A 20064-nucleotide genomic window follows, 5' to 3' on the forward strand; every position below is an offset into this window, starting at 1 on the left:
ATGAAAAAAAGCATTAATATTTTTCTGCTGCTTTTAGTGGCATTCGCATGCTCGCGGAATGAAAGCAATCCTCTGTTTACCTCGCTCCCACCCTCCTCTACCGGGATCGGTTTTGAGAACCTGCTAAACGAAACAGAAGACTTCAATATTATTGAATACCTCTACTTCAATAACGGGGCCGGGGTGGCCGCCGGCGATATCAACAACGACGGACTGATCGATTTGTACTTCACGGCCAACCAGGCCGGGAACAGGCTGTACCTGAACAAAGGGGATCTGATATTCGAGGATATCACCGCATCATCGGGAGTAGCCGGCAGCGGCGACTGGAGCACCGGTGTTACCATGGCCGATGTGAATGGAGACGGCTACCTGGATATACATGTATGCACGGTGGGGGATTATAAGGGCCTGCAGGGACACAACCAGCTTTTCATTAATCAGGGGGATCTCACCTTCAAAGAGGAGTCGAAGGCATATGGAATTGATTTCTCAGGTTTTTCCACCCAGGCAGCCTTTTTCGATTACGACCTGGACGGGGACCTGGATATGTACCTGCTGAATCATTCGGTTCATACCTCGCGCAGTTACGGGATGGCCGACCTTCGCAAAGAAGAGGACCGGTGGGCAGGCGACCGGCTCTACCGGAACGAAAACACGGATGGTGGCCGGGTCTTCCGCGAGGTAACTTCGGAAGCCGGCATCTTCCGCAGTCAGATCGGATACGGACTGGGAGTCAATACCAGTGATATCAACGGAGACGGATACCCCGACATCTATGTCTCCAATGATTTCCACGAAAACGACTATCTCTATATCAATCAAGGCGATGGCACCTTTTCCGAACAGCTTGCCGACATGATTGCCCATACCAGCCGCTCCTCCATGGGGAACGATCTGGCGGACTTTAACAACGACGGTCGCACCGATATCATGGTGCTGGACATGCTGCCCGATGACCCGCAGATCCTGAAACAATCGGGAACCGAGGATGAACTGGAGCTCTTCCGGATGAAACTCGATTATGGCTACGCCCCGCAATATGTGCACAATACGCTGCAGCTCAACCGGGGAAAGGGCTTATTCAGTGAAATAGGGCGACTGGCAGGGGTCCACGCCACGGACTGGAGCTGGTCGGCCCTCTTCTGTGATCTGGACAACGATGGCTGGAAAGATATCTTTATTACCAGCGGCATCTACCGCAGGCCCAACGACCTGGACTATGTCAAGTACCTGACCGGCGGGAAGCGTTATTCACCCGCCAGGGACACGGATACCCTCTCCGACAGGGCACTCTATGAAAGGATGCCGCTGCAGCCCGATATCAACCATGTATTTCGAAACAACGGGGACCTGAGCTTCAGCAGCATGGAAGCCTCCTGGGGTTTTGACACCCCCGGCTACTCCAATGGCTCCACCTATGCGGATCTGGATAACGACGGTGACCTGGAACTGATTGTCAACAACATCAACGGACCCGCCTCCATATACAAAAACAACTCCGAAACACTTCCCGACCGGCACTTCCTGACGGTTCAACTGGAAGGCAGTGAGCTGAACCGGAAAGGGATCGGCGCAAGCGTTGACCTGTATGCGGGTGGCCGGCTACAGGCAGTGCAGCTCGTATCTGCCAGGGGCTTTATGTCCTCCACTTCAGAGCACCTGCACTTTGGGATGGGGCGGGACACTCTGGTCGATTCACTGATCGTCCGCTGGCCCGGGAGCCAGAAGCAGACACTTTATAATCTGGAGGTGGATCAGAAGCTTATCTTGAATATCTCTGAAGCGAAAGCAAGCGTTCATACATCAGAATCCGATTCTCCGCCTGCACTTTTCAGAAGAACTGAGGTACCCGGTCTGCAATACAGGCATATGGAAAACAACTGGGAGGACCTGAACCGCGAAGCATTGATCCCGGCCAACCTCTCAGCCGAAGGTCCGGCGCTTGCCGTGGCAGATGTGAATGGTGACGGCCTGGATGATCTTTTTGTCGGAGGAGCCACCGATCAGGTTTCCGGGCTTTTTTTACAGCTTGAGGACGGTACTTTCTCACCCGTTAATTCCCCGGTTCTTTTTGGGGACCGCTTCACCGAGGATGTGGATGCCGCCTTTTTTGATGCCGACGGAGATGGCGACCTGGACCTGTACCTGGCCAGAGGAGGCAGTGAGGAATTTACAGGCAGCCCCATCCTGGCCGACCGCTTGCTGATCAATGACGGACAGGGGAATTTCCAGCACAGTGCCCCCGGGATGATCCCATTATTGATGCAGAACAGTTCCTGTGTCAGGCCCGCCGATTTTGACGGCGACGGCGATATGGACCTGTTCCTGGGAATCCGGTCCATCCCGGGAGCCTACGGAATCTCCCCGGAGCAGTTTATTCTGGAAAACGACGGATCGGGCCGGTTTATGCCCCTTTCCCCTGAAAGAACGGGGCCCCTGCAAAAAGCCGGGATGGTCACCGATGCCTGCTGGTTCGATTATGACCTGGACGGCGATCCCGACCTGGCGGTCGTGGGCGAATGGATGAAAGTTTCCATTTACCAGAACGACCAGGGATATTTTACTGATATCACGGAGCAAAGCGGACTGGCCGAAACTGACGGGTGGTGGAACTGCATTAAGGCGGTGGATCTGGACGGGGACGGGGACCTGGACCTGGTGGGTGGAAACCACGGGCTGAACAGCATGTTAAAAGCTTCGGTGAAGGAACCTGTTGAGCTCTGGCTGAACGACTTTGACAACAACGGCATTCCGGATCCCATCCTCTGTGCATACATCCAGGGAAGCAGTTATCCCATTGCCTCCCTGGATGAGCTGAAGAGGCAGATCCTCGGGATCGAAAAAAGATACCCCACCTATGCCTCCTTCGGCAGACAGAGTGCGGAAGATATTTTCGGAACAGAGAACCTGGCCAAATCGCTCCATAAAAAGGCGGTGTTCTTTGAAAGTGCGGTGTTTATTAAGCAGGGCGACGGGACCTTCGAGACACTCCCTTTGCCCGTGGAGGCCCAGTTTTCCCCCGTCAGGGATATCCGGGCCGGCGATTTTAATCAGGATGGGATACAGGACCTGATTCTGGCCGGAAACAATTATTCCACCAGGCCTTCCCTGGGACGGCAGGATGCTTCTTTAGGTCTCCTGATGCTTGGGAAAAAACCACTTGATTTCGTCGTCATGGATGCTGAAAAAAGCGGTTTTCTGGTAAAGGGCGATGCACGGAAAATGAATCTGATTGAGATAGAGGATGAAGCGTACCTTATCCTCGTTCCCAACAATGGAAAAATCGAACTCTTCAGACACGGAAGCTCAGATGAACAGTAGCATTGAAGGCTATTTTTAATCATTCTAAATTGATGAGAAGCCCTCCGTTTCTTTGAAAAAAAAGCTATACTTGCTAACGAATGTTAAAGGCATTTGGAGCTAACTAACTAAAACTAAGTATAAACATAAACCAACTTGTATTCATTTCTAACCTTAAACTACTTCTATTATGCGTAGATCTACATTGTGGAAGAGTGGCGTATTATCGTTACTCCTCCTTGGCTTTGCGCTGAGTGTCACATTTGCTCAGCAAAGAACGGTTACAGGTACTGTAACTTCTGAGGATCAAGGAGCGCTTCCTGGAGTTAATATTGTGGTCCAGGGAACCACACAAGGAGCAGTCACCGACGGACAGGGTAACTACAGTATCTCTGTTACCGGCGACGATGCCACCCTTGTTTTCTCATTTATTGGCTACTCCACCCAGGCAGTGCCCGTTGGCAACCAGACCACCATCAACATTACTCTGGCTCCCGACGTTACCTCTCTGGATGAAATTGTGGTAACGGCTTATGCCACCCAGAAAAAGCAGGACCTGACCGGTGCTGTGGGTGTTATTCAGGCTGACGAGCTGACCTCGATGCCCCAGAGTAACGTGACCCAGCAGATGCAGGGCCGCGTGGCCGGTGTAACAGTTACACAGGACTCCAGGCCGGGACAGTCCGGAAAGGTAAGGATCAGGGGCTTTAGTTCCTTTTCCAACAACTCTCCGCTGTACGTGGTCGACGGGGTACCAACCACCAACGTGAACACCATCAATGCAGAAGATGTGGAATCCATGTCTGTGCTGAAAGATGCCGGTGCTGCTTCCATTTACGGATCCAGGGCCTCCAACGGGGTCATTGTGATCACCACCAAAAAAGGTTCTTCATCCGGAATCAAAGTAAACTACAACATGTACGCCGGTGTGCAGAATGCAGGCTCAGGTCCGGACTTCCTGGCAAACGCCCAGGAATACGCGGACATTCAGTGGCTGGTATATGACAACGAAGGAACCGTGGAAGATCACCCCGTTTACGGGCCCTCCACCGCAGCTTCTCCTTCTTTCCCCAGCTGGGCAGCGGACACCAAGTGGTGGGACGAAGTTACGGTTAAGAATGCCGTGATTCAGAACCACGACCTTTCGATGTCGGGCGGAAACCAGAATTCGAAATTTTATGCCAGCCTGGGTTATTTCGACCAGGACGGTGTCGTGATGACAAACTGGTACAAGCGTTACAGCGGACGTTTCAACTCCGAATTTAATATCAAGGACCGGGTAACCATCGGGGAAAACATCAACGTGGTGCACCGTTCCGACCATGGTACCTCTCCCAACGGTCAAGAAGGCGGAGCCGTGGCCATGGGTGTCTACCGTACCCAGCCTATTATTCCCGTGAAATGGACAGGCGCCGACTATGTGGGTCTCTCCCATACCTTTACAGAAGGCGACTGGGGCGGAACCGGGATTGCTCCCCGTCTGGGTAACGGTGACAACTATGTTGCCAATGCCACCAGGGGCGAAGATAATACCTGGCAGGCCCTTCGCGTATTCGGTAATGTGTTTGCCGATGTGAAGTTCATCGAAGGCCTGAATTTTAGGACCTCTTTCGGTGGATCCTATGGCACCTCCTATTACAGGGGCTGGAACGGGAAGACCTACGAAAGTTCCGAGAACACGGCGACTTCTTCTTATCAGAACAGCGCCGATTACGGCGGAGAGTGGACCTGGACCAATACCCTGACTTTCGCCAGGCAACTGGGCAACCACAATGTTCTGGCTGTTGCCGGTTATGAGGCCGGAAAATACGGAATGGGCCGGAATGTCGGCGCACAGAAAGCCGGTTATTTCTCGGATGCCCTAACCTACAGGACCGTAAATAACGGGGCCAATCTTCAAAATGGATGGGGCGGTTACTGGACCCCGAGAACCCTGGTGTCCCAGTTCTTACGGGCCGACTACAACTACCTCGAAAAGTACTATTTAAGTGGTACCGTACGTAGGGATGGTTCCTCCGTATTCGGACCGGAGACCCGTTACGGGGTATTCCCGTCTGTATCGGCTGGCTGGAGGATCAGTGAAGAGTCCTTCCTGGCAGGTGCCGGATTTATCTCCGACTTTAAGATCAGGGGTGGCTATGGAACCATGGGGAACCAGCTGCCTGTTAACCCGGCCAACCAGTTCTATCTGTATGCTGGAAGCCCTAGGAATTCCTACTACGACCTGAATGGTACCACCAACTCCTCCCTGCTCGGCTTCTATCCTTCACGGATCGGGAACCCCAGTGCACAGTGGGAGACCAACATTACCATCAATGCAGGTTTCGATGCCCTGCTCTTCGACCGTAAACTGGAACTGAATTTCGACTGGTATGTGAAGGACAGCAAGGACCTGCTCTTCTCACCCGAACTTCCCGGTACGGCAGGAGCTGCCTCCGCACCTTCTGTGAATATCGGCGAGATGCACAACAGCGGGATCGACATCCAGCTGATCTACCGCCAGATCTGGGGTGATTTCAGCCTGGAGGCCAATGCGACCTTCACGACCTACAAGAACGAGATTGTCAGCATTGCTGAAGGTTACGACTATTTTGATGCCGGCGGATCCAGGATCGGTGCCTTTAACCGGAACATGGTCGGAAACTCCATGGGTGAATTCTTTGGTTACAATGTACTGGGCCTGTTCCAGAGCCAGGGAGAAGTGGATGGTGCCGCCACGCAGGATGGTGCCGAGCCCGGAGTATTCCGCTATGAAGATGTGGATGGTTCAGGGGCCATTGATCCCGACGACCGGATGTTTATCGGGAATCCCAACCCGGATTTCACCTACGGTCTGAACCTGGTACTGGGCTATAAAGGCTTTGATCTGACTGCCTTCTTCTACGGATCGCAGGGCAATGAGATCTTCAACTACAACAAGTGGTGGCTCGATTTCTGGCCCTCCTTCCAGGGACAGAAGAGTACCGACCTCCTCTATAACAGCTGGACGCCTTCCAATACCGACGCCACCGTACCGATTGCTTCCAACAAATCCAACTTCTCTACCAACCAGGTATCCAACAGCTACTACATCGAAGACGGATCCTTTGTCAGGCTGAAGAACCTGCAGCTGGGTTATACCTTCGACAAAGCTGTTCTGGGCAATGTATTTGCCAATGCCAGGATTTATGTACAGGGAACCAACCTCCTCACCATTACCAAGTACAGCGGACTGGATCCCGAACTGGCCAGTTTTGCCGATACCTTTATGGGTGTGGATGAAGGAAACCTGCCTGCCATTAAGCAGTTCCTGATTGGTGTGAGCCTTGGATTTTAATGTTTAAGAGAAAAAATTCAACAGAGATATGAAAAAACTAAAATTTTTATCAGTATTTGCAGTGATTGCAGGACTTCTGCTGATGAACTCCTGTAGTGAGGAATTCCTCGAGATCACTCCAAACGGATCATTGGATCAATCTGTACTTGCGACCTATACCGGTGTGGATGCACTGCTTGTAGGCGCCTATTCCCTGGTGGACGGGGTTACCGGCAGTTTTGGCTGGGATGCCGGCACCTCCGGGTGGGTTTATGGTTCCATCCGGGGCCTGGAAGCCAATAAAGGTACTGACTCGGGCGACCAGCCGGATATCAACCCCATCCAGACTTACTCAGAAACTTCAACAAGTCCCTATCTGAACAATAAGTGGCGGGCTGTGTATGAAGGGATCTCCCGGTGTAATTCAACCATAATAACGGCCAATATGGCTGCAGAAGCCGGAACCATCACCTCGGATGAGCTGAGCTGGTTTATCAACCAGGCCAGGGCATTGCGTGGATGGTACCACCTGGAAGCCTGGAGGCTGTGGGCCGATATGAGCTCCAATATTTATGTTCCCTATGTGGATGAGAACACCGATCAGGCCACTCTGACCAACGATGTGGATATCCGGAGCCTGATTATCGATGACCTCACTGCCGGAACCAACCTTCCCAATGATATGGGGCAGGTGGGACGTTTCAACAAGACCGTCTGCCAGTTTTTCCTGGCCAAGGCCTATATGCAGATGTACCGCGACTATAACTCGGCCCTGCCTCTGTTAAACACGGTGGTGACCAGCGGAACCAATCCTGCCGGACAGGCCTGTAAATTGATGGACAAATACGGGGACATCTTTGATATTGAGAACAGGAACGATGAGGAGTCGATCTACACCGTTCAGTATTCGGTAAATGATGCCTCAGGCGGCCGTAACGGCGGATTTGCCGAAGTGCTGAACTTCCCCTATAAGTCGGGAGGCTCACCCGGAGGATGCTGCGGATTCTTCTGTCCGACACAGGATTTCGTAAACTCCTTCCGCACCGATGCAAACGGTCTGCCTTTGATCGATCTGGCTGCCGGAACTTTCTCCTACAACGACGAGAAGGTTACCAATGACCAGGGGGTTGCACTTGACGCTGTTTACGTGGAGTATGCAGGCCGTCTCGACCCGCGTGTTGACTGGTCCGTAGGTCGCCGTGGTATTCCTTACTGGGACTGGGGCATTCACACCGGACAGGACTGGATCAGGGATCAGACCTATTCCGGACCTTATAGTCCGAAGAAGCAGGTATACAAGCAATCACAGGAAGGTACTTATACCGAAGTTGGTAACTGGACTTCCGGATATACTGCCAATGGATATCGCATGGCCCGTTATGCAGACGCTATCCTGCTTAAAGCAGAATGCGAAGCGATGACAGGTGCCGATGACCTTGGATTTGGCGAAGTAAATGCCATCAGGGACAGAGCAGCCAATTCGGACGGCTTTGTTTACGAAGATGACGGAGTTACTCCTGCTGCCAACTATGTGATCAGTGAGTATCCCGCAGCTTTTGGCAGTGGTGCTCAAGCCATGGTGGCCATCAAGTTTGAAAGGAAACTGGAACTGGGCCAGGAAGGCCACAGGTACTATGACCTGCAGCGCTGGGGTGATGTTCAAAGCGAACTGTCCCGCATCCTTGCCTATGAGAAGACCATGGAATGGGGGAACGCCCTGTACGGTTCTGCTACTATCGGAGCTGAAGATGTAAACTTCCCGGTACCCCAGCGTCAGATTGACCTGGCTAACGGAAACCTGATTCAGAACAGGTAATACACATTTCAATCCAAATAAAAGGGGCTGTATCAAATGGTACAGCCTCTTTTACGTTATACCCGCTCGTCGCTTAAAATCTTTACTGTGTAAATATTTGTAGGCATTCTCGCCGGTATAACTTTCAAAATTGCCTATTGGCACAAGCTCTTTTTTTGTTTTGAGGAGGTAGCTTTTTTTTGTTTCTTTGGACACTTCGATCATACAAACCAGTTTATTTGAAATGAGGAATTATCTGCTTCTAGTACTCTCTCTCCTGCTTGTCTCCTGCAAGGAGGGACCCAGGTTTGAATTGCTTGATCCGGAGCAAACCGGGATCACCTTTAATAATGTGGTGTTGGAGAGCGATTCGGTGCATGTACTCAACTTTGAATACATTTACAACGGAGCCGGTGTGGGCATTATAGATCTGAACAATGACGGGCTGCAGGATATCATTTTTACCGCCAACCAGGTGGCCCCCCGTATCTACCTGAACCGGGGAGAGATGAAGTTCGAAGATATTTCAGACAGTTTCAGGGATCTGGACAACGGGCAGTGGTACAGCGGGATTACCTTTACCGATATCAACAACGACGGATGGAAAGATATCTACCTTACCTCCACGGCTCATCCGGAAGCGGAAAGAAGAAAAAACCGCTTTTATATCAACCAGGGACCGCAGGAAGATGGCCGCCTGCTCTTTATCGACCGGGCTGAAGCCTACGGCCTGGCAGATGAGAGTTATTCGGTACACGCTGCCTTTCTGGATTACGACAACGACGGGGACCTGGACCTCTACCTGCTGAATAATTTTGTTACCGAACGGCTCTCTGCCAGTTACAGGGCCAAGATCAACGATGGAAGCGCTGTCAGCAACGATGATTTTTACAGAAATAACGGGGATGGAACCTTTACCAATGTGACCATCGAAGCTGGTATTGTCTACGAAGGCTTCGGGCTGGGACTGGCCGTGGGAGATGTGAATAAGGATGGATATCCCGATGTATACGTCTCCAACGACTATATTTCCAATGACCTGCTCTATATCAACCAGCAGGACGGCACCTTTAAAAACGAGATTGCCACCCTGCTGTCCTACCAGACAAAATCCTCCATGGGAAATGACATAGCCGATATTAATAACGACGGCTATCCCGATATCTTTACCCTGGATATGATGCCGGAATACTATTATAAAAAGAAACAGACCATCAACGGATTTGGATACATCTACTACATCAATGACGAGAAATACGGATATGAACGCCAGTACCTGAGAAACATGATGCACCTGCATAACGGCAAAATCGATGAAGAAATGGTCCCCTACAGTGAGGTGGGCCAGATGATGGGTATTTACCACTCCGAGTGGAGCTGGTCGCCCCTTTTTGCCGATTATGACAACGATGGGGACAAGGACCTGTTCATTGCCAACGGATATCCCCGGGACATGACCGATAAGGACTGGACCCGTTATAAAGCAGCTGTATTCGGTTCCATTGCGGACCACAAACATGTCATAGAGAGGTGTCCGCCTTCAAAAATGAATAATTACGCCTTCGAAAATGTCGGCGCTTATACCTTCAGGGACAACAAACCAGGCTGGTTTGAACCCATCGAGTCCTATTCCTACGGGGCCGCTTTTGCGGATCTGGATAACGACGGCGACCTGGATTACGTGACCAACAACCTGAATGATGTGGCCTTTGTATATAAAAACAACACCGTTGAAAAAGGAAAAAAAGAAGCCAACTTCCTCCGTATATGCTTAAAGGGCGATACGCTCAATCCCGAGGCTTTCGGGGCCAAAGTGGAACTCTGGAGCGGAGACAGCTACCAGTTCCAGGAGCATTTCCTCTCCAGGGGCTATATTTCCTCGGTGGACCCGGAGGTCCATTTCGGATTATCAAACCGGACCCTGATCGACTCTGTCAGGGTGACCTGGCCCACCAGCGGACTGGTAAGCGTTCTGAAACAGCTTCCTTCCAACCAGGTGGTGGAAATCGCTATAGAAAGTGCCATTGCCCCCCGGGAACCCTCTGAAGATCAGGATCAAGGCTCCCGGCTGTTTTCCAGGATGAACGGAGCTATCTCATACAAGCATGAGCAGAACGATGTGATCGATTACTATTTTATGCAGAATATCATTCCCCATAAGTTCTCCCAGATCGGGCCGCGAATTCAGCAGGGCGACCTGGACGGAGACGGATTGGAGGATCTGATTATCGGGGCCACCAATCTCACGCCCACCCGTGTTTATCTGAAACAGGGAGATAAGTATGTTCAAACCGAGATGGCTGGTCTCACTACCCGGAAGGACTTTTCTGAATCGGACTTTGCCATCCTGGACCTGAATGGAGACGGACAAAACGAGATCGTTGCACTGGCCGGCGGGTATGAGAACCGCACCGAAGAGTATATCCATTATTTGTATGAAAAAAAGGGGGACCGCTATATCAGGACCCCCCTCCCCATTCCTCCCTTCCCGGCCTCTGTAGTCCGGGTGCTGGATTTCGATCACGACGGGGATCTGGATCTCTTTATCGGAGCCAGGATCCAGATGACCCGCTTTCCCTTCGCAGAAGACTCCTGGCTGCTGATCAACCAGGAAGGCCGCTTTAGTCCGGAGAATTGCCGGAAATTAGACCTGGGAATGGTAACCGATGCCCTGTGGAGCGACTACGACGGCGATGGATGGGAGGACCTGCTTGTAGCCAGGGAGTGGAACTCCTCCCTGTTCCTGAAAAACATGGAGGGTGAGAGCCTGGTCAGCCAGGAAATTGCAGTGATGGAACAAATGCATGGGATGTGGTTCTCCGTGGGAACAGGCGACTTTGACCAGGATGGTGACCCGGATTATATCCTGGGGAATCTGGGAGAAAACCACCGTTTCACCATCAGCGAAGCATATCCTTTGAGAATCTATGCCTTTGACCTGGATATGAACGGAACCCTGGATCCCATATCTACCGCCTACTGGAAAGACAGAAACGATGAAATGATCGAATATCCCATCAACTACCTGGATGAACTGGTGGGCCAATCCAACTTTTTTTTAAAGCAATACAAGTCCTACAAAGAATTCAGTTTTGCCTCCATCCCGGAGATGTTTGATACCGCTACCATGAACAGGGTCGATGAGATTTTTTATATCAATACCGCATCCAACTACATCCTCTGGAACGAGGAGGAGACCTTCCGGTGGGAAAAACTCCCTGTTGCAGCCCAGGTCGGACCGATCAAAAAGACCATTATACGTGATTTCAACGGGGATTCATACCCCGATATTCTAATCGCCGGAAACGATCACACCTTTGATATAAGTACCGGCTATTACGATGCTATCAAAGGGCTCCTGTATATGAGCAGTGACGGGAAAGCACTAAACAGGCTGGTCAGCCCTTCAGAAAGCGGGATCGTACTTCATGGAATGGTGGAATCATTGTTATACCTGGATGGGGAATCCCCGCTTATTATAGCAGGAATAAACCGCGACAGCGTGTTAAGCTATTCGGTGAACAGGTAAGACCGGCCTGTTAAGGGTTTTTTATGCAGCATACGGATAAACCGCTTTTTTTGTCCGCTATATCGCGCCGGATATCCTGGTCGTCATAGCGCATATCCCGGTACACTAACTTTGGAGAACTTCCATACCAGCTCTTTAAGGTGGAGCTCCACCATAAACCATAGGTCCGCATCCAGTTAAATGTCCCGTTGTAACTACGATAACCTCCCGGACGCGCTGTAAATCCACTTTCGTTTGTGGCGGCCTTGTTTGGCGTTTTCCAGTAATCTGTTCCCTCCTCCTTCAAGGCAGCTCCGGCTATTATTGCACCTCCGAAGTACGTTTCAAGCTCGATCCACTCTGCATCGGTCGGTACGTGCCATCCTTCCTTACAAAGCTCTCCCGATTCGATGGCATAATAATTATACAGGGCCCCGAACTCTTCCCTGTTCAGGGAATCGTTGTTGTACCACGAATAAGCAGGAAGGCTCAGAGTTGCCCACTCGTCATAATTTTCTACCAGAGCCAGCGGACTGCCGTCACTGAAACGGGTCGTTTTAAGATTTTCACTCATCCAAACCTGACTGCCAATCTCCACCGTCTTATAGGAATTACCATCCACATCGCTGACTGTCTCACTACTGTTATCCTTTTCCTGACCCGGTTTGCAGGCCGTCAATAGAGATAAAAAAAAGAAAAAAGAGATGGCTTTAAATACATTGGAACCCATGGTTCTGCGTTTTCTAAGTATCACTTATTTTTCTGATAAAAGGGAGCTGTCGTTGATCCATAAAGTGACTCTGCTCATCCGGTCGAAAGGAGGATAGGGATACATCCCTCCCGTAACAAAATCGACCAGTCCGTCCTGATTGAAATCACCGCTTTGCATCACCATCAGGTGGGTGGGATCGCTGGCGATGTCCCGCCTGACATACTCCATATCCCCCACATTCTCCAGCCATATAAAACTCTGTGCTTCGGGATTCTCCCACAAATTAAACGCACTCACGGCAAACAGATCCAGGTCTCCTGCCCGGATATCCGAGACCCGGGCAATGCGTTCAATAATCGTATGCTTCTTAAAATGAAAGTCCCCGTCATTTTCCAGATAAACGATGGACCCGATCTTATCATTGGAAGGGTAAAGCAGGCCCAGAACAGCCACCAGCAGATCCTTGTCCCCGTCGAAATCAATGGCCTGGGCATGGACCGGGGCAATCAGATCAGAGGCCAGCACTGTTTCCGTATAGGTATCGGCCGGATACTGCCTGATCCAGGACACAAAGTTATCCAGGGCATCGCAAACAATGACATCCATCAGGCCATCCTGGTCCAGGTCTTCCGCCAGCACATGGGATATCATGGGTTTTGTGTCGTAATCCAGTCCGATGTGCCGGCGGACCAGAAAGTCTTTCTTCTCTCCCTCGCTTACCGTGCTGACCGGCAGGTTGCCGCTTTCCGACCCATCGTTCCGGATCATCTTTCGCTGCACCACCTCCCGGATGGTCATTCCGCTCTTCCCGGACTGGTATTTCAAAATGGCATAGGGGACACCAAGCATTATTACCAGCACCATTACCAGGGTGAGTAAATTTCTGAACCGTTTTTTAAGCTTCTTGTTTTATCTTGAAGAATGCATGGCTGGTGACGTTTTTTTAATCAGATCTGAGAACACCTTTTGACTGCAAATAAATAACCACCGGGTCCAGTTTGCCCCGACCGGTTTTTTAAATATACTTCTGCCATAAAGCCTTATCCAGACAGGAATCTTGAAATTGGTAACATGCTAATTATTGTTTTGACTGCTTTTCCCGCTTTTGGTTTAACCGGAATGTTCAAAACCCGGAAAAAGAAAACCGGTTTTTTAACTACATTAGCCCTCAATTATCATTCACCCCAGTTTATGAGTAATGCCTTTTTAAAGATCCGGAATGTAACTATTGTCCTGATTCTGGGTCTTATTCCAGCCATTATTTGCCAGTTCTTTACCCGGGAACCCGTCGACCGGTATATTCATATCCGGAATTTCCGTTATGGGAAAGATCCCGCTGTGATCCGCTGCAACCGCGGCGATACCCTTCATCTGACTTTCTCATCGGATGATACGGGACACTCGTTTTTCCTGGAGGAGTTTGATATTGATTTAAAGGTTAGTCCCGCCGTTGAAGAGGTGACGGTATTTAAGACCTCGGATCCTTCTGCGACCCCGGTAATCACCAAAGAGCTGATCCTGGTTGCCGGGCATCCGGGAATATTAAACTACGTGATTTCAAAAAGCCAGTATCGCTGCCATGTATAGTGCGGCCCCATGCATGCATTTGAACAGGGGAAGCTGCTCATCCTTCCCAATACTTTGCTGTGCTTCAGCCTGGGAAGCTTTCTGGGTGTGATCCTGATCTGGATTCTCGGCCTGAATGGAAGAAGCAGCAGAAAAGAAAACCCGGGCGATGAAAAAACCGGTATGAAAGATCTGTTCCGGAGCAATGGTTTCCTGAAAAAACTGCTGGCTTCCCGCTGGCCGCAGTTTATTCTGACCCTGTTCGCCCTGACTCTCATCTATATCGTGATCATGACCTCCCTCTTCGGCACCAAGATGTCGGGGCGGAACCTGGGAGTTCTGCTTATGTGGGCCGTGTGGCTCTTTTTAATCATCGGAGTTTTGACTCCCTTTGCAGGACGCGTCTGGTGCACCATCTGTCCCCTGCCCATGTTTGGCGACCTGATTCAACGTGGGTCCTTTTTTACTCCGAAAGCGGTACGAAGCATGGGCTATAATAATAAATTCTTCGGGCTTTCACTGAAATGGCCCCAAAGGCTGAGCAACAACTGGCTCCGGCTATTCGTATTTCTGATCCTGGCCACATTTTCCACCACCATGGTGGCTTCTCCCAGGATTTCGGGTCTGGCCATTCTATTGCTCTTACTGCTGCCGACCCTGATGGCTCCCATCTTTGAATTAAGGGCTTTTTGCCGCTACCTTTGTCCGGTTCATGCCTTTATCGGCCCTTTCTCGGGTATGAGCAAACTGGCCCTGCGTAATCGCTCGCAGGAGGTATTCGACAAGTGCAAGGCCCATTACTGTCAGAATGGAAACGCCAGGGGCTGGGCCTGTCCCTACAGCCTGAATGTGGCAGAGCTGAAGGAGAATGCAAATTGCGGACTTTGCCTGGAGTGCGTACGGTCCTGCACCTATGATAATGTGAGCCTCTATAAAAGGCCCTTTGCATCGGAAAGGAACATGTCCCACATGAGCGATGCCTGGCTTTCCATCACCATATTTACCATCGCCATCATCTATAGCATACTCTACCTGGGGCACTGGCCTGTTGTCCGCGATTATGTAAACATCCTGGATAAAAAGAACTGGGATCTCTTCGGCATCTATACTGCTGTTGTCTGGACCACGTCTCTAGTGGTGATGCCCGGATTGCTGTATCTGCTTGCCCGGGCCGGAAGCAGGATCTCCGTGGCAAAGCTTAGCTCCCGGAAGGTATTCCTGAGCTATACTTCTTCCCTACTGCCCTTTGGCTTATTGCTCTGGATGGCTTTCGTAATCCCCATGCTTTTTACCAATATCACCTTCGTGCTTCAATCCCTTTCGGATCCTTTTGGATGGGGCTGGGATTTTTTCGGTACCGCCAATACGCCGTGGCACCAGCTTATTCCCCGCTATATTCCATGGATACAGGCCATCCTGATATTAACGGGACTGCACCTGAGCCTCAGGAATATGACCCGGAGCAGCCGGGAGATGGACACGAAAGCGGGAAAGCAGGTTCTGATCTCGCTTCCCTATACCCTTTTCATAGCTGTTATCGCGCTTGGCCTTTTATTCTTTTTCACCAATTAGGGATCTGGTAAATACTTCCGTATCGACCACCCGGATATTGTATTCCTCCAGGTAGCGCTTATGTTCCGGATCCGAGGGATAGGCTTCCTCCGGACCATAGGGATAGCGGCTCATGCCGTGAAATGGCAGGGGTTCAACCGTTTGTCCGTGTGCCGTATTCAGATCCCCGTCTTTCACCCAACCCACACTGTGTACCAGAAAGTCCCTGGTCCAGCCCTCCGGAAGTACGGGCAGCCTGCCGGCATCGAATTCGATGATGGTTTCATCCCCTGCATTCTTAATCACGTACATATCATCAGAATCCAGGAGGAGGGGCAATACATCCCCGAAGCGTGTGTAGTTCCCAGTCAGGTCGCGCCAGATGGGTTCGCTTGTTACCGTGCTGTAATCGAACCAGTGAGGGCCGTATCTTCCCCCCTTTCTGTAGGTCCTGGAAAATCCCCGGTAGTGCAGTTCGGCCACAGAGGGTTCCAGCCGGGTGGCATGGACCGGTGCATCCGGATCTCCCTGAGAGAAAAAGATCTGATCCCAGTGTATCTGCATATTGGTCCGGATGCGGATACGGGGATCCGATTTTAATAGTTTTCCGCTCAGGTCGGCCACCATCATTTTATCTTTGCCCATGGGGAAACCCAGGTTCTCCACGATGGGCGCCCACTCCCCCTCCCCGTTGATGGCCTCGATCATGGGCGGGATCATCCGGAGCCGGTCCGACTGTGAGATAGATGCATTGATACTGGCATCGGTAGGGAAGATCCATCCATAGAGGTAGAGGTATAGCTTCTGGTCCGTATCGATCTCTCCGGGGTCAATGGTGATTTCTGACATCTCGGTAACTCCCTGGTAGGAACCCTGTTTCAAATAAGGCGTATACCGGCTGTCCATTTCAGAGACAATGGGCAGGAGATCGGTCCCGTACTGGTCTCTGACAGATTCCGGCTGCAATTGCTCTCCAACCTGGAAGAGCCTGTAACCCGATAAAGCTGGGGGTCCCATACGCTCATCCACATACAAATCCACACTGTCGGGATGGTCCAGCACCACCAGTCCAATCTTATCCATATAGAGCGTCTCCCATAACTCTCCGGTGACCCGCAGGGTATAGCTCTTATCCTGCATCTTCATCTGGTCTCCCGGGATCTTAATATAATCGACCGATGCATCTGAAGGAGCATAGGTGCCGGATTCGCCCATGATGCCCAGGGGCATACCCAGGGCACTCTGCCACATGATATCCTTGACAAACTGATATTCCTCCCCGTTCCAGGTGTAGAGGAAGGGGCAGGATCCCTTCAGCTGTTGTTGTTCGATCAGGTCCTGGTTGGTGGCGGGGAAAAACATATTCTGCGGGACCCCGTTGGTCCACAGGATGCGGATGACCTCTGCCTTTTCCCGCAAGCCAAGGCCAAAATGAATGTCGGGACCGGTAACCACCTTCGACTGATAGAGACTTCCGGCGCGGACCTCCACCTTGGCCCCTATCCCGTAATAGTTGTTCTTGGCGCTTCCTGCCCGGAGCCCCACCAGCTTCATCTTAATATAGTGATTGTTGTTGCCCCCGTCATTGCGCAGCAGCCGGATGCTTCCATCGGTTCCGGTAATGCCCACATCCAGGTCCCCATCATTGTTATAATCAAACGCAGTGATGCCACTTCCCGATTTCAGATCATCCGGGAGAATACCGGGGGAGAGCCAGAGTTTCCCGTTTCCGTCACTGTGATAAAGAATCACCCCTGCTTCGCCTTCCCGTGTGGATTCGCCTGCCACCAGGAGATCCAGGTAACCATCGTTATCAAAATCGAAGAGTTCGGCATCAAAAACACGTACGTTTTGCAGGCTTGTTCTTACCTCATCCGAGGTAAAATCTTCCGCAAATGTGCCATCTCCCCGGTTCAGGAACATCAGCGATCCGCCGGCCTCAGAGGAAGCCAGAAAGAGGTCCGGAAATCCATCGTTGTTATAATCCCCCACGCTCACCGCACTGGCTCCATCTATAAAAGGGATCCCAGCCTCCCTGGTAATATCTCTGAAAATCCCCTGTCTCTGGTTGGAATAGAGCCGGATGTTTCCATCGCTGTTTATAAGCAGTACGTCGATATCCCCGTCCTCGTCAAAATCTCCAAAGGCAGCATCCACCGTTTCCGACTCTCCACCTGCAAGGCCCGACCGTTCTCCCTGTTCCAGAAAAGTACCATCCAGGTTGTTCCTGTAGAGCAGGTTGGCTCCTTCCCTGCCCACCAGAAGGTCCAGGTCACCATCGTGATCATAGTCAAAAAAGAGCGAAGCGGTTCCGGGAAGCTGATCTCCGCCAACCCCTGCCTGATCCGTAACATCCAGAAAGGACTCCTCTCCGTTGCTCCTGTACAGAATATTGCCTTCGACACCGGCCACATAGATATCCAGGAATCCATCATTGTCGTAATCAGCGAACTGAACGGAGTGCTCCGCACCCTGATGGCTTATTCCGGATGCCAGGGAGACATCCTGGAAGGAGCCCCATTCATTCTTAAGCAAATAGTGCCTGTATTCTCCGGTGGCAGGATCCCGGCGGCCGGCATACAGATCCACATCTCCATCCCCGTTATAATCACAGGCTGCCAGGTGGGTGGTCCCCCCGGTCTGTTCCGGTCCGGATCCTTTCAGCAGAAAATCGAGTCCTGCGGTGGCCGTAATATCGGTAAATTTTATGGCTGCCAGCATCTCCTGCCAGTCCGCCGCCTGGATACCCATCTGCTGCTCGGCAAAAGTGATGACCGGCGAACCTACCAGCGCCCCTCCCGGCCCTTTCAGATCCATCATGCCGGCCTGGTAGGGGGTCGTAACTTTCATATAGTTGTGGAAAATCATAAAAGAGACCGCTGCCTTTTCCAGGTCCTGCATTCTCAGGGCCTCCAGGGATTGATCGTAGTATTCAAGTGCTTCTTTGGGAAATTCCGGGAAAACCTGCTGCAACTCTTCCAGCAGTGCCAGGGAGCGGTCCGCCTGTCCTTCCTGGATCAGGATCTCCAGAAGGTTGAGCCGGGGAACAATATTGGCCGGCACCTTCTCCACCAGCGCACCGGTGTACCCGAGACGTTTTTCAAGTGCCTCTTCGCCGGGCATGGAGGCATACAGTTCTGTTAGGTTAAACAGGGATTTCACATGCCCGGGAGAGAATTCCATAATTTTTTCAAGCTCCTCCACAGCCTTCTCCGGCGCCCCGCCCATCTCATAGACCTTGGCCAGGATAAGCCTCACATCGGGATCCCCGGGCTGCATCCTGATGGCCTTAAGAAGCCACTCTTCGGCCTTATCAAAGGATCCCATCCGGAGATAAACAATACCCAGGTTGGCATAACCCATCACCTCGTCCTCATCCAGGTCAAGGATCTTCAGAAACTCCGCCTCTGCCTCCTCCAGCTTGTTCTCCTCCAGATAAGCCAGTCCCAGTGTTTTTGCCGAAATCATTTCTTCGGCCCGTTCCGTTTCACTGCCTTTCTGTTGCTTACAACCCTGGTATGACAGTAATAACAAACTTGTAAGTAATATAATAAAGCTGTTGTATTTCATGATTTTTTCCCTTGTAATCGTCGTTCACAAGATACAAAAAACATGCTACTTCAGTCACACGAATTTCCTAACTTTAGCCCATGAAAAAGAGAGTGAACCGCCGTATTTTCCTGGCCAGGGCCACTCTGGCCACCCTCTCCGCGACCACCCTGGGCGCGTGCACGACCAGAGAAAACCCTCCCCCGGAAACAGCTGAATCCGTTTCTCCGGAAGAGAACGGCTTTCAGGAAGAATTGTCAAAAAACCGCCAGATGCCACGGGAGCTGGTGAAAAAGCTGCTGGATCAGAAAGTGGACCAATACATGCAGCTGTCGCACCACTGCGCCCAGAGCAGCTTTCTGGCCCTGAAAGAGCAGTTCGGGCTCAGGGGAGAACAGGTGGTCAAAGCGCTGACTCCATTGCCTGGGATGGCGGAGCGTGGAGAGACCTGCGGAGCGGTCACCGGTCCCCTGATGGCCCTGGGACTAATCTATGGCCGGGATATACACCATCTGAATAACTGGGATACTTATCAGGCAGCACTGGTCCCCGCCGGGGCATTTTGCGAGAAGTTTGAGAAGGAATTTGGGACCACCCTCTGCCATGAGGTTCAGGAAGAAATGTTCGGACGCTGTTACCGCTTAAGGGATCCGGCCGAATTGCAGGAATTTCAGAATGCAGGTGCCACTGACAAATGCAGCGAAGTGGTCCGCAAGGCGGTCCATATGGCCGCAGAGATTATCCTGGAGGACAGCTCCATTTAAGAAGATCGGCTGTTTCCCAGG

10 protein-coding genes are annotated in these 20064 nt (G+C 51.4%); 7 read left to right on the forward strand and 3 right to left on the reverse strand.

Annotated elements, in window-relative coordinates:
* From P1P86_06165 to P1P86_06180, 4 genes are all read left to right on the forward strand, one after another.
* Complete coding sequence (locus P1P86_06165; protein MDF1574760.1) at positions 1-3324, forward strand: FG-GAP-like repeat-containing protein; 3324 nt, start codon at positions 1-3, stop codon at positions 3322-3324.
* Positions 3325-3493: 169 nt separating this feature from the next.
* The gene (locus P1P86_06170; protein MDF1574761.1) at positions 3494-6619 is read left to right on the forward strand and encodes a TonB-dependent receptor; all 3126 of its coding nucleotides are present in this window, start codon (positions 3494-3496) and stop codon (positions 6617-6619) included.
* Positions 6620-6647: 28 nt separating this feature from the next.
* A complete protein-coding gene (locus P1P86_06175; protein MDF1574762.1) occupies positions 6648-8414 on the forward strand; it encodes a RagB/SusD family nutrient uptake outer membrane protein in 1767 nt (588 codons plus the stop codon).
* A gap of 223 nt (positions 8415-8637) precedes the next feature.
* A complete protein-coding gene (locus P1P86_06180; GenBank protein MDF1574763.1) occupies positions 8638-11922 on the forward strand; it encodes a VCBS repeat-containing protein in 3285 nt (1094 codons plus the stop codon).
* 10 nt (positions 11923-11932) lie between these two features.
* Here P1P86_06180 and P1P86_06185 read toward each other — a convergent pair whose 3' ends face one another.
* On the reverse strand, positions 11933-12631 hold the full coding sequence (locus tag P1P86_06185; protein MDF1574764.1) for a fibrobacter succinogenes major paralogous domain-containing protein: 699 nt from the start codon (positions 12629-12631) through the stop codon (positions 11933-11935).
* Between the two features lie 24 nt (positions 12632-12655).
* Complete coding sequence (locus P1P86_06190; protein MDF1574765.1) at positions 12656-13477, reverse strand: VCBS repeat-containing protein; 822 nt, start codon at positions 13475-13477, stop codon at positions 12656-12658.
* Between the two features lie 327 nt (positions 13478-13804).
* On the opposite strand from P1P86_06190, the gene P1P86_06195 reads away from it, so the two are divergent.
* Positions 13805-14200, forward strand: a complete 396-nt coding sequence (locus P1P86_06195; protein MDF1574766.1) for a hypothetical protein — start codon at positions 13805-13807, stop codon at positions 14198-14200.
* 9 nt (positions 14201-14209) lie between these two features.
* On the forward strand, positions 14210-15751 hold the full coding sequence (locus P1P86_06200) for a hypothetical protein (protein ID MDF1574767.1): 1542 nt from the start codon (positions 14210-14212) through the stop codon (positions 15749-15751).
* On the opposite strand, the gene P1P86_06205 is transcribed toward P1P86_06200, so the two are convergent.
* Positions 15731-19264, reverse strand: coding sequence for an FG-GAP-like repeat-containing protein (locus P1P86_06205; GenBank protein ID MDF1574768.1), 3534 nt, complete (start codon positions 19262-19264; stop codon positions 15731-15733). The genes P1P86_06200 and P1P86_06205 overlap by 21 nt on opposite strands.
* Positions 19265-19380: 116 nt before the next feature.
* Between P1P86_06205 and P1P86_06210 the strand changes: the two genes are divergently transcribed.
* Entirely contained in the window at positions 19381-20043 is a 663-nt protein-coding gene (locus P1P86_06210; protein ID MDF1574769.1) for a C-GCAxxG-C-C family protein, read from the forward strand.
* Positions 20044-20064 lie beyond the last annotated feature (21 nt).

It is taken from the genome of Bacteroidales bacterium, assembly GCA_029210725.1.
Classification (GTDB): domain Bacteria; phylum Bacteroidota; class Bacteroidia; order Bacteroidales.